Origin of the sequence: Maribellus sp. CM-23, assembly GCF_021354595.1 — a bacterium.
Taxonomy (GTDB): Bacteria; Bacteroidota; Bacteroidia; order Bacteroidales; family Prolixibacteraceae; genus Draconibacterium.
Map to the genome: position 1 here is coordinate 1,049,128 of NZ_JADWYJ010000001.1, position 23,559 is coordinate 1,072,686.

Annotated in this window: 15 protein-coding genes; 8 read left to right on the plus strand and 7 right to left on the minus strand. The window is 44.3% G+C overall.

Annotated elements, in window-relative coordinates:
- Nucleotides 1-18 precede the first annotated feature (18 nt).
- The 6 genes from INQ51_RS04120 to INQ51_RS04145 all read left to right on the plus strand — a co-directional run bounded on the left by INQ51_RS04120 (nt 19) and on the right by INQ51_RS04145 (nt 13,237).
- Nucleotides 19-3,327 (plus strand): TonB-dependent receptor, encoded by a 3,309-nt coding sequence (locus tag INQ51_RS04120; RefSeq protein ID WP_233376615.1) that lies wholly within the window; start codon nt 19-21, stop codon nt 3,325-3,327.
- A gap of 12 nt (nt 3,328-3,339) precedes the next feature.
- Nucleotides 3,340-5,133, plus strand: coding sequence for a RagB/SusD family nutrient uptake outer membrane protein (locus INQ51_RS04125; protein WP_233376616.1), 1,794 nt, complete (start codon nt 3,340-3,342; stop codon nt 5,131-5,133).
- 577 nt (nt 5,134-5,710) lie between these two features.
- A complete protein-coding gene (locus tag INQ51_RS04130; RefSeq protein ID WP_233376617.1) occupies nt 5,711-7,606 on the plus strand; it encodes an FAD-dependent oxidoreductase in 1,896 nt (631 codons plus the stop codon).
- Nucleotides 7,607-7,742: 136 nt separating this feature from the next.
- Nucleotides 7,743-10,226 (plus strand): hypothetical protein, encoded by a 2,484-nt coding sequence (locus INQ51_RS04135; RefSeq protein WP_233376618.1) that lies wholly within the window; start codon nt 7,743-7,745, stop codon nt 10,224-10,226.
- Between the two features lie 20 nt (nt 10,227-10,246).
- Nucleotides 10,247-12,103 (plus strand): FAD-dependent oxidoreductase, encoded by a 1,857-nt coding sequence (locus INQ51_RS04140; protein WP_233376619.1) that lies wholly within the window; start codon nt 10,247-10,249, stop codon nt 12,101-12,103.
- A 21-nt stretch (nt 12,104-12,124) separates the two neighbouring features.
- On the plus strand, nt 12,125-13,237 hold the full coding sequence (locus INQ51_RS04145; protein ID WP_233376620.1) for a hypothetical protein: 1,113 nt from the start codon (nt 12,125-12,127) through the stop codon (nt 13,235-13,237).
- Nucleotides 13,238-13,283: 46 nt separating this feature from the next.
- Here INQ51_RS04145 and INQ51_RS04150 read toward each other — a convergent pair whose 3' ends face one another.
- On the minus strand, nt 13,284-13,667 hold the full coding sequence (locus INQ51_RS04150; RefSeq protein ID WP_233376621.1) for a winged helix-turn-helix transcriptional regulator: 384 nt from the start codon (nt 13,665-13,667) through the stop codon (nt 13,284-13,286).
- A 395-nt stretch (nt 13,668-14,062) separates the two neighbouring features.
- Here INQ51_RS04150 and INQ51_RS04155 point away from each other — a divergent pair, with 395 nt between their 5' ends.
- Nucleotides 14,063-14,914 (plus strand): SDR family oxidoreductase, encoded by an 852-nt coding sequence (locus tag INQ51_RS04155; protein WP_233376622.1) that lies wholly within the window; start codon nt 14,063-14,065, stop codon nt 14,912-14,914.
- A gap of 237 nt (nt 14,915-15,151) precedes the next feature.
- Nucleotides 15,152-15,991 carry a PKD domain-containing protein gene (locus INQ51_RS22465; RefSeq protein ID WP_262909851.1) on the plus strand — a complete coding sequence of 280 codons (840 nt, stop codon included), beginning with the start codon at nt 15,152-15,154 and terminating at the stop codon, nt 15,989-15,991.
- A 102-nt stretch (nt 15,992-16,093) separates the two neighbouring features.
- Here INQ51_RS22465 and INQ51_RS04165 read toward each other — a convergent pair whose 3' ends face one another.
- The 6 genes from INQ51_RS04165 to INQ51_RS04190 form a co-directional block, all read right to left on the minus strand.
- Nucleotides 16,094-17,314, minus strand: coding sequence for an ABC transporter permease (locus tag INQ51_RS04165; RefSeq protein ID WP_233376623.1), 1,221 nt, complete (start codon nt 17,312-17,314; stop codon nt 16,094-16,096).
- 5 nt (nt 17,315-17,319) lie between these two features.
- Nucleotides 17,320-18,501 (minus strand): ABC transporter permease, encoded by a 1,182-nt coding sequence (locus INQ51_RS04170; RefSeq protein WP_233376624.1) that lies wholly within the window; start codon nt 18,499-18,501, stop codon nt 17,320-17,322.
- Between the two features lie 12 nt (nt 18,502-18,513).
- The gene (locus INQ51_RS04175) at nt 18,514-19,488 is read right to left on the minus strand and encodes an HlyD family secretion protein (RefSeq protein ID WP_233376625.1); all 975 of its coding nucleotides are present in this window, start codon (nt 19,486-19,488) and stop codon (nt 18,514-18,516) included.
- Nucleotides 19,489-19,509: 21 nt separating this feature from the next.
- Complete coding sequence (locus INQ51_RS04180) at nt 19,510-21,027, minus strand: TolC family protein (protein ID WP_233376626.1); 1,518 nt, start codon at nt 21,025-21,027, stop codon at nt 19,510-19,512.
- A 5-nt stretch (nt 21,028-21,032) separates the two neighbouring features.
- Nucleotides 21,033-21,608 carry a TetR/AcrR family transcriptional regulator gene (locus INQ51_RS04185; protein ID WP_233376627.1) on the minus strand — a complete coding sequence of 192 codons (576 nt, stop codon included), beginning with the start codon at nt 21,606-21,608 and terminating at the stop codon, nt 21,033-21,035.
- 223 nt (nt 21,609-21,831) lie between these two features.
- Nucleotides 21,832-23,535 (minus strand): glycoside hydrolase family 9 protein, encoded by a 1,704-nt coding sequence (locus INQ51_RS04190; protein WP_233376628.1) that lies wholly within the window; start codon nt 23,533-23,535, stop codon nt 21,832-21,834.
- Nucleotides 23,536-23,559: the final 24 nt, after the last annotated feature.

Genomic DNA, 23,559 nt, shown 5'->3' on the forward strand with positions numbered 1-23,559 from the left:
ACAAAATTGTTTAGAATTATGAAACTATCCTTACTTCTAACTATCCTAACAATTACTAATGTTCTCGCCCTTGAGTCCTATTCCCAGACAACCCGACTATCACTTGATTTCAAAGATGCTCCCGTAAAGGAAGTCTTGCTGGACATCGAATCGAATAGTGAGTTTTATTTCCTGTACAGCAATAAGTTAATTGATGTCGACCGTAAGGTTGATATTCAAATGAATAACAGAAGAATCGAAGATATTCTGAACGAACTGTTTAAAGGAGAAGGTGTGACATATGCTGTAAGCGATCGGCAAATTATTTTAAGTCCGGAAGAAATGTCATTAAGTAATCCGGCCAATGCCTTTCAGCAAAAGGTGATTACAGGAAGTGTTATTTCCGAAGAAGGAGAACCTCTTCCAGGAGTAACGGTTGTTGTGGCAGGAACGAATACAGGTGCTATCACAGACGCTGACGGCAGATTCTCTCTAAGTGTGGATGCCAGCGCAAAATCGCTGATATTTTCATTCGTTGGCATGGCGAGTCAGGAAGTTGAAATCGGTGACCAAACTACGTTCTCGATCGTAATGAAATCGGAAGCCATTGGTATTGACGAAGTGGTTGCCATTGGTTATGGAACAATCAAAAAGAGTGACCTTACCGGCGCAGTAGCAAGCGTTCAAGGCGACAACCTGGTTAAACGTTCAACACAGCAGCTGTCTACTGCCATGCAGGGCCAAATGGCTGGCGTTCAGGTAACCCGTTCATCGGGTGCTCCGGGTGCTTCAGCCACAGTACGCGTACGTGGTATCACGACACTTTCGAATAACGATCCTTTAGTAATTGTTGATGGCGTCCCTTCATCGCTTAACGATGTAGTAACAGCCGATGTGGAAACCATGACTGTACTAAAAGATGCAGCTTCAGCAGCCATTTACGGTTCACGTGCGGCCGCAGGTGTTATTTTGATCACAACCAAACGCGCTAAACAGAACCAGTTCTCATTCGATTACAACTACGAATACGCCATTGATAAGCCTACAACACAACCTAAGAATGGTGACGTTATTGACTGGATGAATGTGCAAAACGAAGTAAAATGGAATGATGGAGCATCAGACCCGTATTCGCAATATTCGCAGGAAACCATTAATTCATGGCTCAGTAACAATGCTACGGATCCGTACCACTATCCCAATACCGACTGGGTTGATTTATTGCTTAAGAAATCTACTTCACACGAGCAACATACGCTGAGTGTTACAGGAGGTACAGAAAAACTGCGCACAAAATCTACGTTTAATTATCAGAAAGGCAACGGCTATTACGAGAATAAATCTTATGAACGTTTTGCTGGGCGTATCAACAACGACTACAAAATTAACGATTGGATAAGTGCGAATTTCGACCTCGACTTTTCAAAATCAACTTCGGTTTCTCCCTCTCAGATCAATGCTATTTACTGGGCATATCTTGTATCTCCTTATTATACTCCAAAATGGGAGGACGGTCGTTATGCCGATGTGAAAGATGGAGCCAATCCTCTTGCAGGCCTTGACCAGGGTGGCACAAACGACATCGATTATTACAAGTTTGGAGGTAAGGCGCAATTCGATGTAACTCCTTTGGAAGGTCTTACGCTAACAGCCATTTTTGCACCACGATACGCATTCACAAAGGGGAAAAAATTCTCACGTGCCGTTCCTGTTTACTATGAAAACGGTTCTACCACCTTTATGCAGGCACACAAGATCACCGGTCTGGAAGAATCGCGTAACGACAATAACAGCCTGACCTACCAGTTTTATGGTAATTATCAAAAGAAATGGGGCGACCACTCATTCAGCGTCATGACCGGTTACGAGGGTTATTCCTACAAATGGGAAGACTTGGGTGCTTCGCGTACCAACTATTTGCTCGACACCTATCCTTACCTTAACATCGGCCCTGAAGACTATCAGTATAATTCGGGCAAAGCAGGGCATAATGCCTACCAATCGGTGTTCGGGCGTTTGATGTATTCTTATAAAAACAAATATATGCTTCAGGGAAACGTTCGTAGCGACGGTTCATCGCGTTTTTCAAAAGATTACCGTTGGGGAACATTCTACTCCATGTCTGCAGGCTGGGTAATGTCGGAAGAAGCATGGTTCAAAAACGATGTGGTGGACTACCTGAAGATACGCGGCTCTATAGGCCAGCTTGGGAACGAACGTATCGGTTCGGAATTCCCGTACCAAGCAGCTATGAACTTCGGCAATAGTTACATGTACGACAAAGCAAGCAGTTCCGTGACAGCCGTACAGAATGCAGGACAAGTTTATTATGCATTCGAAAATATTACATGGGAAACAACTACTACGTACGGGGGAGGTCTTGACATTAATCTCCTTGACAACCGTTTTCGTTTTACAGGTGATTACTATTACAAAAAGACCAGTGATATGTTGTTAACCCTTGGTTTTCCTTCATATGCCGGATATTCGGCGCCGCAACAAAATGCAGGCGATATGCACACCAAAGGATGGGATCTGGAAGTAGGTTGGTCTGATAATATTGGTGATTTTTGGTACAGCATCTCGGCAAACGTGTCTGACTATCGTTCAAAGATGGGCTACCTGGGTGACAAACGCACCATTAACGGAAACTATATTTACGAAGAAGGCTCATACTACAACGAGTGGTATATGTATAAAACAGATGGCCTGTTCCAGACCGATGACGACCTTTACGATGCAGAAGGCAACAAATATCCAACGCTTACTGCAAACGATAAAGCCGGAAACATTAAGTATGTTGATACTGACGACAGTAAAACTATCAATTCAGACGACAAGGTACGCCTGGGGAATTCACTGCCTGAATACCTTTATGGAGGTAATATTGCAATGGGTTGGAAAGGATTCGACTTTAGTCTTTCATTTCAGGGGATTGGTCACCAACGAGTATTGTTCAATTCTGCATGGATTCAGCCGCTGAAAGAACAATGGGGCGCAGTTCCTGAACTTGTACTCGACAACTACTGGAGCCAGCACAATTCAGAACAAGAAAATCTCAAAGCCAAATATCCGCGTTTGACATACACCAATACTACCAATACCTACTCCGGTTCGGATTACTGGCTGTTTAATGGTGGCTATTTCCGTGTGAAAAATATCACACTCGGCTATTCATTACCAAAGAATTTAATAAGTAATGCAAGAATAAAAGACTTGCGCTGCTATCTCAGTGTGAATGATCTGCCGGCCATCAGTAACTATCCAAAGGGATGGGATCCCGAAGTGGGAACTTCTTCAGATTTTATATCTACCTCTTTCACCCTTGGTGTTAATGTTAAATTCTAAAAATTCAATCGCATGAAAAAGATATTATTTATAATCGTCCTATTTTCAACGCTTACTTTTTCGGCCTGCGTTGATCTCGATCTTAACCCTTTATCTGAAGGGTCCAGCGAAACCTGGTATTCTTCGCAACAAGAGATCGAAATGTCGGTAAATGATTTCTACCGCACTGACTTTTTCCCCATCGACGACATGACCTGGGGGGACGATGTAACGGCTCGTAATACAACCTCGGTCGTGCAAAATGGAACAATGACCGCTGAAAACGGCACAGTTGCCACTCGCTGGCAAAATTACTACAAAGGTATCGCACGTGCATTGCGCCTGCTAAGCAATATGGAGAATGCCCGATCACTGGGAGTACCCGATGCAAATATCACACAATACGAGGGCGAAGCCTACTTTTATATCGGTTATGCTTATGGTATGCTGGCATTCCACTGGGGCGATGTCATACTTGATAAAGTAGGAATGACACTTGACGAGGCTTACTCAACATCACGTTCACCCAAGGCCGATGTGTTGGCATATAGCTACCAATGTCTCGATGAAGCTGCGAAACGTCTGCCAACCAGCTATTCAGGCGTACAACGCGCTACAAAAGGAGCTGCCCTGGCATTCAAAGCGCGTATTGCCCTTTGGAACGGAGATTACGAAACAGCAGCAAAAGCAGCAAAAGACTGCATGGATCTGGATGTATATAAACTCCATAGTAATTACAGGGATCTATTTACCGCTTCCTGGTCCGACGAATGGATTTTCTTCTTTCGCGGCGATGTAACACTTAAAAAGTATTACTGGGCTGCCGGTGACGTAGCCAATAGTATTTCACGCCTTGCAGGAGGTTGGGGTGGACAGAAGGCACCTTCGTATGAATTAATTTGTGCCTATCCCTGTACTGATGGTAAAGCGATTGACGAGTCGCCACTATACAATCCAAAGGATTTTTTCGAAAACCGTGATCCGCGTATGGCTATGACAATCGTACCATTTGCAACAGCTTTTAACAAGAGTGTTCTCAATGGAACATATGATCCCCAGGATTACGTCTGGCTCGGGTATGAATATTGCCCTGCTCCGAATCGCACTACTGTTTACCGTGCTTCTGACGGTGCTTATGTGAGCAATTCCGATTCGAAAGCCCGTGCAGAGCATGCTTCATACGACGGTTTCCTGTTTAAAAAGTATATCGACAACACATTTCTGGAAAACGGACGAACCGGGGCGCCAACCACATACCCAATATTACGATATGGAGATGTACTGCTAATGTATGCAGAAGCCATGATTGAACTGGACAGATGTGATCAGGACGTCTTAGATGCGACAATCAACAAACTGCGAGAAAGAGCGTATGCCGGCACAGGGCTTACTTACCCTGAGGTTACAACCGGATCGCAAAGCGCTTTGCGTACGATCGTTCGCACTGAACGTTTTATCGAGCTTGCATGGGAAGGGCATCGTTATGCCGATTTAATTCGCTGGAAGCTGGCTGAAAAGGTTTACAATCGGCCGAGTTACTTCCTGCGCCGTGCATGGTCCGGCTCTACTTCGTGGAATGGAGACGAGGCCTCTGTATCTGCAGAATACCGTCAGTTGATCCAGAACTGGAAAGACGGAAACTACCCCCTTGGCGGTATTCCGACAATTGATGAAAACGGCATCGCTGATCTCAGCAACATGGTTACCGCAGGTTATATCGTTGTGGCAAGTGAACGAAAGTTTGATGCAGGAAGAGACTACCTGTGGCCAGTACCTGATGCTGACCGTCTTATTAATGAGAATCTCGATCAGAATCCCAAATGGTAACTGTATAACCAAGATAAGAGGCTGACCTAGTATCACATTCCCTAACTCTTAGCCAGCCTCTTATCATTTGAATAGTAAATTCTGAAAATTGACATTTATGCTATGATCAGCCAAAGTGCTTTCCAGTAAAAGTGTTTAATTCGGGTGTTGGATGTTACCAATGGGTCCAAGATGACCAGGATATAATTCCATGCCTGAAACCGATTTACACTGACAGTTTGTATAAAGAGTTACATGATCTTGATATTACTCAAGTAAGATTTGAGACCTATACCAACTAAAAAATATTGATCAACGATAACCTGAAGCAAAAAACAGGTTAATCCGAGTTTAGTTTTGTTAGTTCTTATCAGAGAGGTCGTCATTACTGACGACCTTTTGTTTCCACGAATACCCGGCTGAAAATCAGATTTTCCATACAAACTCACTTGTAAGAGTTCCAGATATATCATCTTGGATACAGCGGAGGCACAAAAGATGACCCAAATCGTCAAAACAGCACAATCGCGACCAATTCTATCTCTATCAATAGTACAATTTACCTTTTCATACATTTCTTATTAAACAAAAAACAGTCATGCAAACTTCTGTATTTTTTTTGCTTTTTATGCTTCTCCATTTTGTAATTGCCGCAAAAACAAAGGATAAAATCATTTTGTTGGAAGCTGAGAGTTTTAGTAACACTGGAGGCTGGGTGGTCGACCAGCAGTCGATCGACCAAATAGGATCATCCTATCTTCTGGCACATGGACTTGGAAGACCGGTAGACGACGCAGTCACAACCTTTCATGCCCCAAATAGCGGTAACTACAAGGTTTGGGTACGCACCCGCGATTGGGTGGCACCATGGAATGCAGGAGGTGCTCCCGGGAAATTTCAACTTTCGGTAAACGGTCGAACTTTGGAAACGGTATTCGGCACCAATGGCGCAGAATGGAGTTGGCAATATGGCGGTGAAGTAAGTTGTAGCAAGGGTGCAAATGAGATTAGCCTGCACGATTTAACGGGGTTCGACGGTCGTTGTGATGCAATCTTTTTATCAACCGACCCGGGTTTTGAACCTCCACAAAATGGGAAAGCACTGGCCGACTTTAGGGACGAATACATGGAAAGCAGTAACGATATTGCCGATGCCGGTGAATTTGACTTTGTTGTGGTTGGCGGAGGTATGGCCGGGTGCTGTGCTGCTGTAACTGCAGCCCGGCTCGGGTGCAAGGTTGCACTTATTCAAAACCGCCCGGTGCTGGGCGGAAACAACAGCTCGGAGGTTCGTGTCGGATTATCAGGACTGATACATCAAGAACCTTATCCTGTTCTTGGAGATTTAGTTGATGAAATAGGTCCTGTCGGACATTGGAACTTGTGGGAAGCCCAGCGTAACCCCGACTCAGAAAGAAGTAAAAAAATACTTGAAGAGATTTCACGCAACCCTGAAAAGAAGGAGCACAACGCCGGTCCATCCACCAATTACAATGATGATAAAAAACGACAGATCGTAGAAAACGAGGAAAACATCAGCCTGTTTCTGGATACCCATGTTTATGAAGTTGAAAAGAAAAAGGGAAAAATTGTCGCGGTAATAGCTAAAAATATCAGAACCGGCCAGAAGACCCTTTTCAGGGGAAAACTGTTCGCTGATTGCACCGGCGACGGAAACCTCGGATACCTTGCCGGAGCCGATTTTCGGATGGGAAGAGAAAGTAAGAAGGAAACCGGCGAAATCCGTGCTCCTGAAAAAGCAGATAATTTGCTGATGGGCACATCCGTACAATGGAATAGTGTGGAGGAAGACGCCCCGGCAGCATTCCCATCTTGCCCATGGGCCGTTCAGTTCGACGAAAGCACCTGTCATTACCTGACCAAAGGAGACTGGGACTGGGAAACCGGTGCATACCGCGACCAAATCAATGAAATGGAGATGATCAGAGACCATGCACTACGGGTCGTTTATGGCAACTGGGATTACATAAAAAATAAGGGAAACAATAAAGAAAAGTTTGCCAACCGCAGGTTGTCATGGGTTGCGTACATAGGAGGAAAAAGGGAAACAAGACGCCTGCTTGGAGATGTTATTCTGAAAGAACAGGACATTTTGAATCAAACAGCTTTCCCCGACGCTTGTTTCACCACAACATGGGGAATAGATCTTCATTATCCTATTGAAACCGGAAGTCTCAATATAGAACCCTACCGTTCGCGTGCCGACATCAAAGAAATTGAACCTTATTCTGTTCCATATAGAACTTTATATTCGCGCAATGTAAGCAACCTGTTTATGGCAGGTAGAAACATTAGTGTGACACACGTTGCATTGGGAACAGTAAGGGTTATGCGTACCACTGGAATGATGGGAGAAGTAATTGGCAGAGCGGCAAGGATTTGCATTAAAGAGGATTGTTCACCGCGAGAGCTCTATCTCAATCATTTAAATGAACTATTGAAAACCCTTGAAAAGGGAGTCCCTTCTAACTAAAAATCAACTTACATGTATTAAACAGAAAAGATAACCTTCAATATTTCTCTTTTTAACGAAAGTTAAAGAAATCAGATAGTACAAAACCAGAGAATTTATATTTTATAAGCGACAATCTAAACGAATAAACTTAAAAATGATAAAACGACTTTCATTAATTGCAGCCTGCGCGCTGCTGATGTCTTGCCAACCAAAAATTGAAGTAAAAGACAAACCTGTTCAGGTAAGTGGAATTTATCCTTCGCTGGCCTACTACAACAACGAAGGAGAATGTGGAACAGGAGCCGTTGTTCCCTGGGCCGATCGTTTGTGGGTAATCACTTACGGGCCACACCTTCCACTGGGCTCTTCCGATAAATTATATGAAATAACTCCGGATTTGGCACAAATTGTTCGTCCTGAAAGCATTGGAGGAACTCCGGCCAACCGCATGATTCATAAAGAAAGCAATCAGCTTTTTATTGGCCCTTACGCTATTGATGCTAAAAGGAATGTACGCACAATTCCTTATTCCGTAATGCAGGGACGTCATACCGGGAATGCTCGTCATTTATTTAAACCGGCTGAGATGTTCTACTATGGAACCATGGAAGAAGGTTTTTACGAAGTAGATGTGAATACACTTAAAGTACATGAATTATACAAAGACGGAAATAATTCGGAAGGAAGAAAAGTTGAACACAACGACACCGGAGTAAATCCCGAAAATGCTACACTGCCGGGAGCTCACGGGAAAGGTTTGTACTCGGGTCAGGGAGTGATGGTATATTCCAATAATGGAGAAGCAACACAGGAAGCTCAGCACAAATTCGACGTCAAAGCCGGATCTTTATCAGAATGGGATGGAAAAAACTGGAAATCTATTCGCAGAAATCAGTTTGTTGAGATAACCGGCCCGGGTGGAATTTATGGAAATTCAAATCCGGAAACAGATCCGATTTGGGCAACCGGCTGGGATCACCGATCACTTCTTTTGGGTGTAAGAAATCCGGAAACAGGTTGGGATTTCTATCGTTTACCCAAGGCAAGTCACAGTTACGATGGTGCACATGGATGGAATACCGAATGGCCCCGAATCCGTGATATTGGTACCGATGAAAATCCGGACTACCTGATGACCATGCACGGAATGTTTTGGCACTTTCCGGAAGGATTCACTGCCAAGAGTTCCGCAGGTATTCGTCCGCGATCTGCCTATTTGAAAGTGATCGGCGATTTTACCCGCTGGAACAACCAATTGGTTTTTGGTTGCGACGATTCAGCTCAAAAGGAATTCCTCAATAAAAGAAAACAAAAAGGGAATATTGAAGGTCCGGGACAATCCAATTCAAATCTATGGTTTACTTCCATCGAAAAACCAGACCAACTTGGACCGAACACTGCATCGGGATCTGTTTGGCTGAACGACGATGTGAAAGCCGGTGAATTCTCAGAACCGTTCCTCTTTTCAGGGTGGGCTAAACGTTGTGCATGGATTCACAACGATTCCGGACAAAAGGTTGACTTTACGTTTGAAGTGGATAAAAATGGAGACGACATTTACAGTGTTTTGAAGAGAATTGAAGTTGCTCCCAAAAGCTCAAAGTTTATAGAATTTGGAGCAAACGAAACAGGAGAATGGGTGCGGGTTGTTGCCGATAATGCCACAAATGCGACCGTAAGCTTCAACTACACCGATGTAGATGAAAGGGCTACTTCTCTGGCTGAAATTTTCGGGGGACTGGCCACAGCTGATCAAAACCAGGCATTGGGAGGACTTTTGTACGGACTGGGAAATAACCGTCGTGCATTGGGAATCTCGGCGATGAAATTTGAAGATGGAACTGCCACTGAAACCGGGTACTACGAATTGGATGAAAATCTGAACCTGATTGCCAAAGACGATGCAGAAACCAACAGTTTTATCAAAGAAAAGTTTGCTATTCCTGAAAATGTTGTTCAATTCGATAATTCTTCTGTTTTGGTAGTTGACGATCAGGGACGTCGCTGGAGATTGCCATTGGGGAGCAGTGAATACGAGTCGCTGACAAACGTGGCACAACTGCGTATTTGCAGGGAAGTTGCCACCGAACGAGACTTATTTAATTGCGCCGGTACTTTTTATGAATTGCCGGCCGAAAATGCCGATGGTTTTGCAAAAATCCGACCGGTTTCTTCGCATAATTTCAGAATTCACGATTATGCATCGTACCGAGGGATGTTGGTTTTAACCGGCCTTGAAAGCAATGTGCAGGCAGGAGAACACATCGTTCGTTCCGACGACGGCAATGCCGCTCTTTGGGTTGGAACTATCGATGATCTGTGGGAAATGGGCAAACCCGTTGGACATGGAGGACCATGGAAAGATGCGGCAGTAAAGGCCAATGAGCCATCAGATCCGTATTTGATTGGCTTTTATGACAACCGTAGCCTGGAAATTTCGCACGACAAAAAAGAAGCAGTCACTTTCAAAATAGAAGTGGAACCGATCGGACATGGTCCGTGGATGCTTTACAAAGAAGTAAGCGTTCAGCCGGGCGAAACTTTCAGCTATGATTTTCCGGCAGATTTTCAGTCGCGCTGGATACGATTTGTCGCGGATAAAAACTGTAATGCAACTACCTGGCTGGAATATAAATAATAACGCATAGCAATTATCATATGAAAACTTTAACCACACTAATCATCACCCTGATACTATCACAAACGCTTTGGGCAAAGTCGAAAGAAACAATTTTCGTAGAAGCGGAAAGCTTTTCAAACACGGGAGGTTGGGTAATCGACCAGCAATTTATAAATGAGATGGGCTCGCCTTACCTGATGGCACACGGCATGGGCATCCCGGTAAAAGATGCCGAAACCATCGTTAAATTCCCCAAAACAGGAAAATATTACCTGTTTGTTCGCACAAAAGACTGGGCTGCTCAGTGGTCTGATGCTGAAGCTCCCGGACGATTCCAGGTTTTGATAAACGGAAAACCTGTAAACAAAACATTTGGTACCGAAAAAAATGACTGGGACTGGATCAAAGGCGGAGAAGTAGAAATAACTCAAAAAGAAACAAGTATTGCACTTCACGACCTAAGCGGTTTTAACGGGCGCTGTGATGCACTCATTTTTTCTGCCGACCCTGAATTCAACCCGGTTAACGAATTAAATGCCTTAACAGCGTATCGCCACAAAATGCTGGGGATCCCCGATAAACCCAAAAATGCAGGGACATACGATTTTGTTGTTGTCGGAGGAGGAATGGGAGGCGTGTGTGCCGCTATCTCAGCTGCACGGCTTGGCGTAAAAGTGGCACTCATTCAAAACCGACCGGTACTCGGAGGAAACAACAGTTCGGAGGTACGCGTTCATTTAGGAGCAAGAATTAAACAGGATCCCTGGCCCAACCTTGGAAACCTGGTAAATGAAATAGGACCGGAACGCGGAGGAAACGCACAACCAAAAGACTATTACGAAGACGACAAAAAACTAAAAGCTGTTCTGGCAGAAAAAAACATCACATTGTTCCTGAATTGTAATGCCGACGGAGTGGAGATGGAAGGAAATAAGATTGCTGCAGTTACTGCTCAAAGTATTATTACCGGTGAACGCTTTATTTTTAAAGCTCCACTTTTTGCTGATTGCACCGGAGACGGAACCATTGGTGTTTTGGCAGGAGCCGACTTTATGCAAGGCCGCGAAAGCCGCGATGTTTTTGGAGAGCCTACCGCCCCTGAAGTTTCCGACAATCTTACCATGGGAGCCTCGGTTCAATGGTTTTCAAATAAAAAGGAAAAACCGGCTCCTTTCCCTGATATTAAATGGGGGATTGAAATGAACGAGGAAAAATCGCATGCACTTACCCGGGGGGACTGGGATTGGGAAACCGGAATGGGCGTAGATCAGACAAAAGATTTCGAACGTGTTCGCGACTATGGAATGCTGGTTGTCTTTTCGAATTGGTCGTATATCAAAAATCACTCATCGGTAAAAGACAAATTTGCCAACGAACAACTGCAATGGGTGGCCTTTATTGCCGGAAAGCGCGAAACACGCCGCCTGGTAGGAGACTATGTTTTGAATGAAAACGATTTGCGAAACCATACCGTTTATCCCGATGGCACTGCACCAACCACCTGGACAATGGACCTGCATTATCCCCATCCTGAAAATGCAGAATTGTTTCCTGATGCACCTTTTCGTTCCATTGCAAAACACATTGAAATCTATCCCTACCCCATCCCCTTTCGCTGCCTATACTCTAAAAATGTTGACAATCTGCTGATGGCCGGACGCCACATAAGCGTTTCACACGTAGCTTTAGGGACAACACGTCTGATGCGAACAATTGGGATGATGGGAGAAGTGATAGGAATGGCTGCATCAGTATGCAAGAAGGAAAACACAACGCCAAGAGGTATTTACAATAATTATTTTGCCCAAATGGAGAAACTCATGGACAAAGGCGTTGGAGATACCAGTCTTCCAAACAAACAAACATATAACCTGGGAGGAACGTTAAAGAAATAAAAATTCACACACAAAAGTTGAATGAATAAAAATAAGCTTACCAGTAGTATGATAATTACATTGATTGCAGTTATCATACTACTGTCTTCTTCTTTTGATATTCGTTTCATAAATAAATCGGAACCTGCTTTTCACTTTTTAACCGAAGATTCCATCAACATTGAAGTAATTGCCCTATTCGAGCAGGATTCTGTATTAAGCGGCTACAAAGCTTATGTGTTTTCTCCGGTTTGTGAAGACACTACCTGTTACCCGGTAGAACTTGAGTTTTATTGGGATGTGCTGGGCAGATTTCAGAGGTATGAGATATTTCCGGGCAGGGAGTTGACAAAACTCGATCACAAGCCGTTTACCGATGCCGACTATAAAACTCTTTCAAAACTTCTACTAAACAATGAACCCGCGTTTTTGGAAATGAAACGCGAGGATTTGGTTGTGAAAGTAAAAAAAGATACAGTTGACGGATACACCGGAGCCACCATTGCCGCCATTAAAAATGAAGTCATCGCAGGAGCGGTGTACAGTTGTTACACCCTATGGCACATTGCACATGGTATTGTAGCCGACAGCATCAAAAATCATACGCAAAAGCACTTTAATCAGGAGCTACTGAAAAAGTTGTTTGATTCGGGTGAAATAGAAGTAGCCTATTACTTAACTAGCCGACTAAACGAAGATCAATGCTTCACATTTCTTCCCGAAATACAAAAGCTTTTGAGCGAAAGCGGAGGATTCCTGGCTCAACACATACTTGATCAGCTCCCTCAAAAAGTGATTAGCTCGGAGAGTTTCCAGAATTCGATGGTCTCAATTATGCCGAACCTTGATTATTATGCACAAAAAAGCTTATTGCAACGTTTAGACGGCACACTGACTTCAGATAAACTGGGAAAAGTTTTGGCAGAAAGTATTGAGCCACGGGGCTCTTTGCACAACGAATTGATCATCGAAATCTTTTGCGACAACAAGAGTCAACTTGATCCTGAATTGTATCAAACCTTTCTTCAGCAACTACTGACAAAGCAAGTGATGCTGAATAAAATACAGTCGGAAAACATTAAGGAACTGGTAAAAAACGACAAACAACTAAAAGTCTACCTTAAAAATCTGAAGCAAAAAGGACTTGTTCAATAAGAAAAGCCCTCTAACCTCTGAACGAATAATCTGAAAATCAAACAAATTAACTCTCTCTCAATGAATTAGCATACGACGCTCTTGTCTCCTGAATTCCATCCATATTTTCGACCGCCCAACCAACAAGACCGTGTATGTGTGGAAGCAGAGACTTCCCTCTTGGTGTGAGTTCGTACTCAACTTTCGGCGGAATCTGCGGATAAACGGTACGCTTCACCAATCCATCCGCTTCCAGCGTTTTCAGAGTTACCGAAAGCATTTTCTGTGAAATGGTTTTTATACAGGTATAAATTTCGTTAAACCTTAACACCTGTCCGTCTTCCAGTACTAACAGCACCAATACCGACCATTTATCACCAAAACGATCCACTACATTCCGAACCGGGCAATGCTCGGGATCTCCGTACTTTTCCCAAATATTTACTTCCATTTGCCTGAAATTAATACTGCTTTCGAACCGAATGATTTACTCACAATCTTCAATTACCAAAAGTAATTACTATAATTTAAGTGAGCAAGTTTACTTTGGTTATTAATTAAATATTAAGTATTTTATTTTTAAATAATTGATATCTACTGAATATCAGCATTACTAACTTCAGGGTAAGTAACAAACAGTAGCGTACGTTCTTGGTTTTATAAAAGCCTTATTTTAACTTTGACTAACCAAAAGTTATTAAAGTACTTTTTGATAGCAATAATTATTAAATAAATTGAAAGGAATAAAGAAATGAAACGAGCATGAGAAAGTATCCACACACAGGCAGATAATTAAAATCATGCGAGTTCCATCTTATACCTTTGAAAACAAACAATATTAATAAGATGAAAATTGGAGTTACAGGAGCAACCGGTCAATTGGGCCGTCTCGTAGTTAGTGAACTACAAAAAAGAACATCGTCAGACAACATTGTAGCATTGGTACGTACCCCTGAAAAAGCAAGTGATTTGGGAGTAGCAACAGTGGCATTCAACTATTCAAAACCGGAACAGTTGGAAGACGCACTAGCTGGGGTTGACAATTTGTTGCTCATTTCAAGCAATGAAATCGGGCAACGTGCACCACAGCATAAAAATGTAATTGAAGCAGCCAAAAAGGCAGGCGTAAAATGGATTGTTTATACAAGTCTTTTACATGCCGACACCTCAACATTAAACCTTGCTGGCGAACACCTGGCAACCGAAAAAATGTTGAAAGAATCGGGAATTGATTACACGGTTTTGCGTAACGGATGGTATTCAGAAAACTATACTGCTTCGGTTCCGGGAGCACTGGCTGGTGGAGCATTTCTGGGTAGTGCCGCCAATGCGAAAATAGCCTCAGCAGCGCGCGCCGATTTTGCAGAAGCTGCAGCAGTTGTGCTAACCAGCGAAAATCACAAAGGCAAAGTTTACGAACTTGCCGGGGATGAAGCTTACACTTTGACCGACCTGGCTACTGAAATTTCGAAGCAAACCGGGAAAGACATCGCCTATAAAAACCTGCCGGAAGCTGAATATGCTGCCATTTTGAAAAGTTTTGGGCTACCGGAAGGCTTGGCCGACGGACTTGCCAGTTGGGATGTTAGTGCATCAAAAGGAGATTTATACGACAACGGGAAACAGCTTTCAGCCTTAATTGACAGAGCAACCACTCCTATTTCAGCCTCAGTAGCCGAAGCGCTTAAAACTGCTTAACAAAACAGTGAAACAAAAACAATTAGGGAGAAGGATTACATAGCCAGTAAACTTAATGGAGGACTTGCAACAATTAAGCTGAATTTCGACAACATCATCAAAAGGAGTTACATAAATGGTAGCTCCTTTATTCTTGGGAAAACCGGCCAATACGCAATATTTCCCCAACAATTTTAAAAACCAACGCAACCAATTCATTCGCACTTCCATCTAAATAGAAATCCAAACTTGCTGATAATGAAAAAGTACCTGGCGCTGTTTTTCCTTTTTGCCCTCATTTGGAGTTGCGACGATGATGATTCGGACTTTTTGGAGGCCTGTTTTACCTATCAGTTCAGCGACACAACCGAAGGCCAAATTCATTTTACCAACTGTTCAGAAAATGCTAGCAGCTACTTGTGGGAGTTCGGCGATGGTGAAACTTCGACCGAGAAAAACCCGGTTCACACATTTTCCTCTTCACCTCCTTATTTTGTGAGTTTAACCGCCCAAAAGGGACGCTTGAAGGATACTTACACTGCGTCAATTGGAAATATTACAGTTTTCAAACCCAACATCTATATTTACCCAACCGAGCAAACCGATCTTTGTGTGAAAATCGAATTTCCGCTGGGAGGAGAAGTTATTGAATCGATTCCGGAATATGGCGGCGAATGGTGCGTCAATGTTCTTCCCAATGGACTGATTGACAATCAATACACATTTTTGTTTTACGAAAGCTCGCAACCCGACATTTTTCAAGACAAGGAAGGGTGGTGCATTCCCCGCAGCGAGCTAAAATCTTTCTTCGAAAACAACCTGCAACAGTACAATTTCTCGCCACAGGAAATCACTGATTTTACCGATTACTGGGTTCCGCGACTCAATACCAACAGCTTTTATCTGATCTATCCGCAAACCAATGAAATCATCGATAAAGCCATTCAGCTTAATTTTTCAACCCAGCCGGATAATATAGGCCGCCTGTTTTACCTGATAACCGGTGCCAACAAGGCTAAAGTTTTAAAAGAGCCGGAAATAAATCCATTGGAACGAAATGACTTCTACGTAACTGAATGGGGAGTCATACTAAAATAAAACTTCAGTTTTCGTTGCTGCAATTAATAGATCAAAGAAGAAGAGGCTGTTCGATTGTATTTCGGCAGCCTCTCTCTTTTATGTCGTCTTCTAGCACCTAGCTCACGTATGGCTTTTTTCTTTTAGTTTTGAATTATCGGCGTAAACATGCAGGTAAAAATACACCAGTGTGAATACGGCATAAACCGCGGCCTGTATGTACAAAGCAATCATGTCGTACCGGATATCAGACATACCCACCCCCATGGTTCGCAGACGCAGGTAGGCAGGAATAGCGGTAGTTCCGGGAAATATTTTGGACAACACCACCAGCCATTCGGGCATGGCCGAAACCGGCCACGAAATGCCACTTAAAAACAAAGCGATGGGCGACAGGAACACCATAAAAACAATCGCTGATTCGCGGTGTTTGAACAACGTCGAAAGCGCTATCCCGAGAAAAATGACCGCCAGTAAGAAAGGGAACAACAGCATCATCATATGCAGGATGCTTCCTTTATCGGGATAATTGAACCAGTGGTGTACCAAAATTACAGCCAGTGCCACATTGAATAACGAAACCAGCAGATAGGCCCCGGTTTTCCCCAGCAAATAAGGAAGAACTTCCCTTCTTCGCTTGTACTCCGGAAGCAAAAATGGGGTTTTCTTTGATGCAGAGAAAGAACCTCCCAAAATCCCGATTCCAATCAGCAAGGTTTGCTGAATGATAATCAGGATTAAACCCGGCATAACAAAACTCCCGTACGACGCGCTTGGGTTGTACAAAATATGCGTATGTGGGCTGATCGGGCTGCTGGCCACCACTGCCTGGTCAAACGACTTGCCCTCAATCATGTAGCGCTGAACAGCCACACCGGCGTTAAAATACGAGTTAACCATGTTCGAAGCCAGAATCTCCGTTTTATACTTCAGAAAATAACTTCCATCGGCATAAACAGAAACATGCGCCTGTTTCCCGTCCAAAATGTCTTTTCCAAAACCTTTAGGGATCAGCAGCACACCCTTTATTTCATCTTTCATGAATAAATTCTCGGCCTCATCAAGGCTCGAAGGATTGCAGCTTACGTCCAGTTCGTTTGTAGCGTCGAGCATTCGGGAATACTGCCGGCTAAAAGAGCTTTGATCAAGATCGACCACGCCAACCGGCAATTCGGTAAGAACCTCGCCAGAATAGCCGATCGAGTATACCAGCGGGTAAATAATCATCGCGCCAATCAAAATAAGCATCGCCCCCTTATCAGCAAGAACTTCCTTTAATTCCTGCTTAAAATGAATGGCAATCAGCTCCAGACTTCCCGGATTATGTTCTTTTTCGGTCATCATTTTTCTTATGCTTTTCCCCAATATTTTTCATCGCCCAGGCGACGTTTGTACAACTTAAAGCCGGTAAAGGCCAGTAATTGAAAAATCAGAATGTAACAAATGTAGATCAGTGCGTCGCTCTTGGGTCCTCCGTACAGCGATTGCGATATAAACAGTTTTTCCCAACAGGTAAACGGAAAAAGTGCGGCAAAAATGCGCGCAACCAAAGGCATTCCTTCAAAAGGAAAGGTAAGCCCCGAGAATGTTACGGCCATCATTGAATAGGCGCTGGCAATCGACAACGACAGACGCAGGTTGTAAGTGAGCGCTACCAGCCAAACCCCCAGCAACTGGTAGGTAAGCATGGTAATCAATTGCCCGAACAGGATCAGGAAAAAACTGCCGTTCATCGGCATACCTCCAAATTCGTACAACAGTACATTTATCAGCATGGCAAATCCGGTAAAAATCACGGTATACGGAAACATTTTCCCGGCAATGGCCAGCCTCACGCTCGAATTACTGGCTTCCAGCAATTCACGGCCGGTACCTCGTTTCAACTCATTTCCAAACGTATAAATCGACGCCAGAAAAGCAAACAGGTACAACATAATGTTCATCATCGCCGAATTCAAAAAGTAGTTGTAGTTTCCGTATGGGTTGAACAGTATGTGTTGCCGCAATTCAACCGGCATTACCCGTGCCATGGCCTGTGCTTCGTTCTTTTCGTCCAGCAGTTGTTTTTTTAGCTGAATGCCGGCTGAGATCGTGCCCACCGTTTTCAGTACTGCGCGTTGGATAATTCCGCCCGTCAGCACGTTGGTGCCGTTAATGTAGGCAGGAACAACCGCTTCCTCTTCCCGGTAAACCTTATTCTCCAAACCGGATGGCAGCAACACAATGGCATCCACCTGAGCGCTTTCCAGCATTTCGCGTGCCTGAAAAATATCGGCCGGCGATGCCACCACAGCCAGATCAGGCGAAGCCTCCAGTGCATTTCTCAATTTAATGGAAAGACTGGAATTATCGTGGTCGACAACCGCAATGGGCAAATCGCGTGTTACTCCCTGCCTGAAAATAAAATACAGCAGAAAGATACCGATCAGAGGCCCCAGGAACAAAAGGAAACGGTAAGCTGGATTGTGCTTGATCCTTTCGGCCTCGCGCCCCATCACCATAAATATCGGATGTCTTTTCGGGATGCTCATCTCCATCTGTTTTTACAAACGAACCACCGCTGTCATTCCCGGACGCAGTCCCTCAATTTTAGTTACCGGACGAGCTTCAATCTCAAATGATTTCAGGTCGAATTCGCCCGAAGTTTTCGTGGCATTGTAACGTGCAAAATCTGCCGTGGGGCTTATATAAGTTACTTTAAAAGTATACTCGCGGTTTTCCAGTCCCGGAATCATCGCGGTAAACGTTTCGCCCATTTTAAAGTGGCTCAGGTAATCTTCACGAATGTACAAGGTAGCCCAGATATCGTCGATATCAATTACGTTCACTACCGGAAATCCGGTGGAAACCAATTCGCCTTCTTCCACATTTACGCCTGAAATTTCGCCTTTGGCGATGGAGTGAATCGTGGTTTCATCAAGATAAGATTGTACCTGCTCAATGGCAGCATCTGCACGTTTTACAAGGGCATCGGCAGCGGCCTTGTCCTCTTCGCGGGCACCTTTTTCGGCTTTTTGCCAGATGGCTTTGGCAGCATTGGCCGTTTCGCGCGCTGCTTTCATTTTTGTTTCAGCCTCGTCGCGTTGTTGTTCCGGCACAACTCCGTCGTTGTACAAATTCAGAATACGCTGAAAAGTCTTTTCACCAAACTGTGCGGCCGCTTCGGCTTTAATGTAGGTACTGTAGGCCGCTTCGATGTCTTCTTTCTGAGCGCCGTTTTTAGCCTTTCGGCTTTGGGCATCGGCAGCCATGCGGGCGGCATTGGCTTCGGCCAGTTTTGCATCAATTTCAGGGCTGTTGATGGAAAAGACAAAGTCGCCCTTTTCCACTTTCTGTCCTTTTTTTACTGCAATCTCCTGAATTCGCCCGGGGACTTTTGATGCCACATTGTATTCTTTGGCTTCAATTTCTCCCTGTAAAATTACCGGCTCGGGTTTTAGTACCACAATCAATGTGTAAACAATAAATGCTACAATTGCGACCAATACAAACAGGGAGGCTAGTGCTTTTTTACTCATCGCTTTTATTTTTTCTATTTTCTATAATGATTCCAAAACGGTGTTCTCTCCACGGCAATACGACGTAAACTCTTCAGGGGTTCCGGCAGCCTGAAGAAAGCGGGCCAGCGCCACATCGTAGTCGTAAAGCACTTTTAAACGAAAGGCTTTTACCTGCGCCACTTTTGTATGCGCGTCCACCACCGAAGTAGAGGTGGCAAAGCCTTCATTAAAGGCTTTTTCGGTGCTGGCGGCATACTCGCTTGCCAATTCCAGCGTGGTTTCCAGTTCTGTTTTCTGTTCCATTTGCATGTGAAGCTCCTGGTACAACTTTGTTAAATAGGCTTCGAGGTCGCTGTGTGCTTTTTGCTCGGCAAATTCAACCTGGTTATGCAGTGTTTTGCTGGCATGTACTTTATTGTTTCGGGCCATCCCGTCAAAAAGGGTCCATTTCATTCCAACACCTACTAGCCAGTCGGGCATGTAAGGCGAAAGATTTTTATCCACCAGGTTATAGTTCCCCATTGCAGCCACCGACGGCAAGTAGTCGCGTTTCTCCACTTTGTGCTGAATGTTCACCAATTCCTTTTTGCCCTGAATTTGTTTTAGCAGCGGGTTTTCCTGTTTGGCTTTTGCAATCCACTCTCCCAGCGCACTCAGTTCTTTGTTAATGAATAAGTGGCTGGTGGGAGTCAAAGCTTCCAGTGAATCGTTGGCCAGCGTTGCCGTCAAACCCGAACGGATAATATCCAGGTTTCGCACCGCCTGTTTGTATTCGCGTTCGGCTTCGTTCCGGGCAACTTCGGCATGCAAAAGCTCTACCTTGGCAATGATGCCGTTGTCAAACATTTTCTTTGCATCCTGGTAATGGTTGTCCATACTTTTCAGCATCTGCTCCCGAACTTTCACCACCTGCAGGCCCAGCTCCAGTCCGTAGTAGCGCTGAACCAGCTCTGCAAGCAGTGCCCCTTGTTCCACCCGAACTTCTTCTTTACTGATTCCCACGTTTACGTCGGCAGCCTCGTTGGCTCCCTGAATTTTACTTCCTGCATAAATAGGCCATACAAAACCGGCGGAAACCGTAGCAAAACTTTTCTCCTGAATCATCTGGTCCCAGTCTCCGTTCTGCACTTCCTGACCAGCTTCCAGCAATTTTTCCCGCACAGCCTGCGTGCTTATATCGTCGGGCAAAACAGGCAAAACCTGGTTGGTGTTGGGATTCGGTACGCCCGAAAAAACACCGTAAGTACCCAAGGTATTGTACAAGGGGACAATGGCATCGCGTACCGGTGTCAGGTCCAGGTGAAGCGGGTCGGACATGGTAACCGCCTGTGCATTCAGCGAAACGGTTGGTAAATGCAGGCCACGCTTTGCCTTTTGCTCAAATTCCTTTTGCTTTACCTGCTCTTTCATCCGCAGTAACCCCGGATTGTTTTGCTCCATCATCTGATAAGCTTCCTCAAAACTCATCAAACGGGGAGGCCTTGTTTGCGCGGTAACATTCGCAGCAAGCAATGCAACAACCATCCATACAAAAAATGCAATATTATTCCTTCTCATGGCTCTCACTTTAATAGCTTATGAATCAAATACAATAAATGTTTGGTCTCTTTATCCTGAATATTTGTTTTGTTTCGTTTGAAATGCAGGTTAATGTACTGGAAAATGGTAGACATCATAATCAGGTACAAATCATCTTCAGAGATGTTTTTATCGATACTTTCTGATTTCAGGCCAATGTCCAAGAGTCGTTTAATGATGCGATACGTATTTTCCCGAATTTGGTTATCGAGCACAAAACTGTAATCGTTGGTCAGAACGTACAAGAATTTGATTTTAACAGGCTCGGTATTGGCAATCTCGATAAAATGCAATACAATCTTCTCCACCGTTTCCCAGAAAGAATACCCGTGATTTACCAGGTCATCAAACTTAACCAGAACCTCTTGGTAAACCTCGTGCAAAATGGCATTTACCATCTCGTACTTACCTGCATAATGCATATAAAAGTATCCTGAAGCAACCTGGGCATCTTTGCTGATCAAAGCTACCGAAGCTCCTCCAAATCCTTTCTCCACAACCAACTCCATGGTCGATTGCTTCAAACGCTGCACTTTTTTCTGATCGGTTATTCTGGCCATTTTTCACTAATTAATAAATGAACGTTCATTCATTTTGAATGCAAAAATAAAAACAATCTTTTACAGTCGGTAAAATCTTAAGCTGAATTAATAATTCGTTTAAATTGGCTTGTACTGGGTTTAAAACAGGTGGAAGGAAATAATGGTAACGGCACGGACTAAACTAAACTGCCCAAAAGTCCCACCCAATCTTTCGGTAAAAACTATTGAACAAACACAAAAATTACCGATCCATCGCATCCAATGATGAAACCAGAAATACCAGCGGCGCATTCCAGTTAATGGCTGTTTCGTTGGTAGAATAGCTGCACTCCTCGTCCACATACGAACGGGCCGGGAACTGACTTCGCTGCACTTTATCCTGGGCGCAGTCGGTAAACACATTTGTATTCGGGCCACCCACCAGGTAACCCGGCATGGGATCTTCCACCCCGTCAGCTGAGGAAATTCGCTGATGCGGATGCATTGGCGATTTGGAACCAAAGCCGGTAACAAACGAATACCCCGTTGCGTTTCGGCCGAGGATGTAATCCAGGTCATTTCTGGCAGATGCAACATACTTTTCATCTCCCGTTAAACGGAAGGCAATCAACTTCACCAGGCCATCATTGGCAACGTCGGAGTTACTTCCCCAGGCAAAGCGATCAATGCTGACAACATACGGCGACTCTTCTTCCTTGCTCAGCAAAAGATCTGCATACGAAAGAAAATCCTGTTCCATATCGGAGAACTCAGCCCGCCTTTCGGAGGTTAGCAACGAGATCACTCCCAGCGTATTTACCTGTCTCCAGGTTGGTGTACCCGGCTGCTGATAGCTTTCCTTCATCTTCTCCAGGTATTGTCCATCTTTCGTCAAAAGATACATTTCAGCCGCCGCCCAGAACCACTCGTCGTTTAAGTTAGTATCTCCGTAAGCCCCGGTTTTGATATCTTCCGGTTGTTCGTAAAACTCGTCAGGATGCCGGAACGCCCACTGCCAGGCGTTCTGCGCACTTGCGGCCATTTCAGTGGCCAATTCAGTCAAATTGTATTCAGGAAGAATGCGCGAAGCAAAAGCCAAAGTTGCTGCATAGTCGAGGGCTGCAGCAGTAGTTTTATGAACAACGTACCTCTGATCGTTTGTTTCGGAAGGCATTACAAATCCCACAAAATTCTTAGTTGTCAGCTTGTGGTAAACTCCCCCGTCGTTGGGATCTTGCATGGTTAGCATCCATTTCAGGTTCACCAGGGTTTCGTCAACAATATCGGGTAATTCATTTGCAGATTTGGGGATATTCAGGTTTTGTGACTGATGGTATGCTTTGTTCAGTTCGCTGCTCAGCAACAATGTATACGTGCTTATTCCGCTGTTCACAATGTACTTTCCAAAGTCGCCAGCATCGTACCAGCCACCTGCCGACGAAATCACGGTTCCTTTGGGCCGGTAACCGTCAACTGCCGAAACATGCACCAATACGGTAGTATCCGGATGCCCAGCTTTGCGGTGCCATTTACCCGCATAGGCTTTGTCCAAATCAACACCACAACGAGCGAAATAATAGGACTTGAGCGCGGCATCAGCCAGCTCGCCGTACAAGCGATCGGCAATTTTAAATGGATAGGAAACTTCCTCTCCGGCACATAAAATGTATTCTCCGGGAGTGGTCAAATTTGAAAAATCTGCTACTTGAACAGTATCTCCTGACAATTCCCAATATTCCAGGGGACCGGTTTCGCCTTCAAAAACTACTTTTCCTTCCTTTGTTTTAACCTGAAAATTATCGGAACCAGTGCGCAGCAAGGCTAATTTGGCAGACGTAGTTATGTAACCCACCTGGTTAATCAGAATATTACCGGAAGGAGTTGGAACTTCTTTTTTACCACCACAGCCGGCCAGCAAAAGCACGCAAGCTGCAAGAAACACTTTTATAGGCGCTTGTACCTTCATATGATTCTTTTGTATGAATTTTGG

Excerpts from the sequence above, each read along its gene's own strand:
- INQ51_RS04145 (WP_233376620.1), top strand. The coding sequence starts at position 12,125 with ATGAATAAAAATAAGCTTACCAGTAGTATGATAATTACATTGATTGCA.
- INQ51_RS04175 (WP_233376625.1), bottom strand. The coding sequence starts at position 19,488 with ATGAGTAAAAAAGCACTAGCCTCCCTGTTTGTATTGGTCGCAATTGTA.
- INQ51_RS22465 (WP_262909851.1), top strand. The coding sequence starts at position 15,152 with ATGAAAAAGTACCTGGCGCTGTTTTTCCTTTTTGCCCTCATTTGGAGT.
- INQ51_RS04185 (WP_233376627.1), bottom strand. The coding sequence starts at position 21,608 with ATGGCCAGAATAACCGATCAGAAAAAAGTGCAGCGTTTGAAGCAATCG.
- INQ51_RS04155 (WP_233376622.1), top strand. The coding sequence starts at position 14,063 with ATGAAAATTGGAGTTACAGGAGCAACCGGTCAATTGGGCCGTCTCGTA.
- INQ51_RS04190 (WP_233376628.1), bottom strand. The coding sequence starts at position 23,535 with ATGAAGGTACAAGCGCCTATAAAAGTGTTTCTTGCAGCTTGCGTGCTT.
- INQ51_RS04135 (WP_233376618.1), top strand. The coding sequence starts at position 7,743 with ATGATAAAACGACTTTCATTAATTGCAGCCTGCGCGCTGCTGATGTCT.
- INQ51_RS04150 (WP_233376621.1), bottom strand. The coding sequence starts at position 13,667 with ATGGAAGTAAATATTTGGGAAAAGTACGGAGATCCCGAGCATTGCCCG.
- INQ51_RS04125 (WP_233376616.1), top strand. The coding sequence starts at position 3,340 with ATGAAAAAGATATTATTTATAATCGTCCTATTTTCAACGCTTACTTTT.
- INQ51_RS04140 (WP_233376619.1), top strand. The coding sequence starts at position 10,247 with ATGAAAACTTTAACCACACTAATCATCACCCTGATACTATCACAAACG.
- INQ51_RS04120 (WP_233376615.1), top strand. The coding sequence starts at position 19 with ATGAAACTATCCTTACTTCTAACTATCCTAACAATTACTAATGTTCTC.
- INQ51_RS04170 (WP_233376624.1), bottom strand. The coding sequence starts at position 18,501 with ATGAGCATCCCGAAAAGACATCCGATATTTATGGTGATGGGGCGCGAG.
- INQ51_RS04180 (WP_233376626.1), bottom strand. The coding sequence starts at position 21,027 with ATGAGAAGGAATAATATTGCATTTTTTGTATGGATGGTTGTTGCATTG.
- INQ51_RS04130 (WP_233376617.1), top strand. The coding sequence starts at position 5,711 with ATGCAAACTTCTGTATTTTTTTTGCTTTTTATGCTTCTCCATTTTGTA.
- INQ51_RS04165 (WP_233376623.1), bottom strand. The coding sequence starts at position 17,314 with ATGATGACCGAAAAAGAACATAATCCGGGAAGTCTGGAGCTGATTGCC.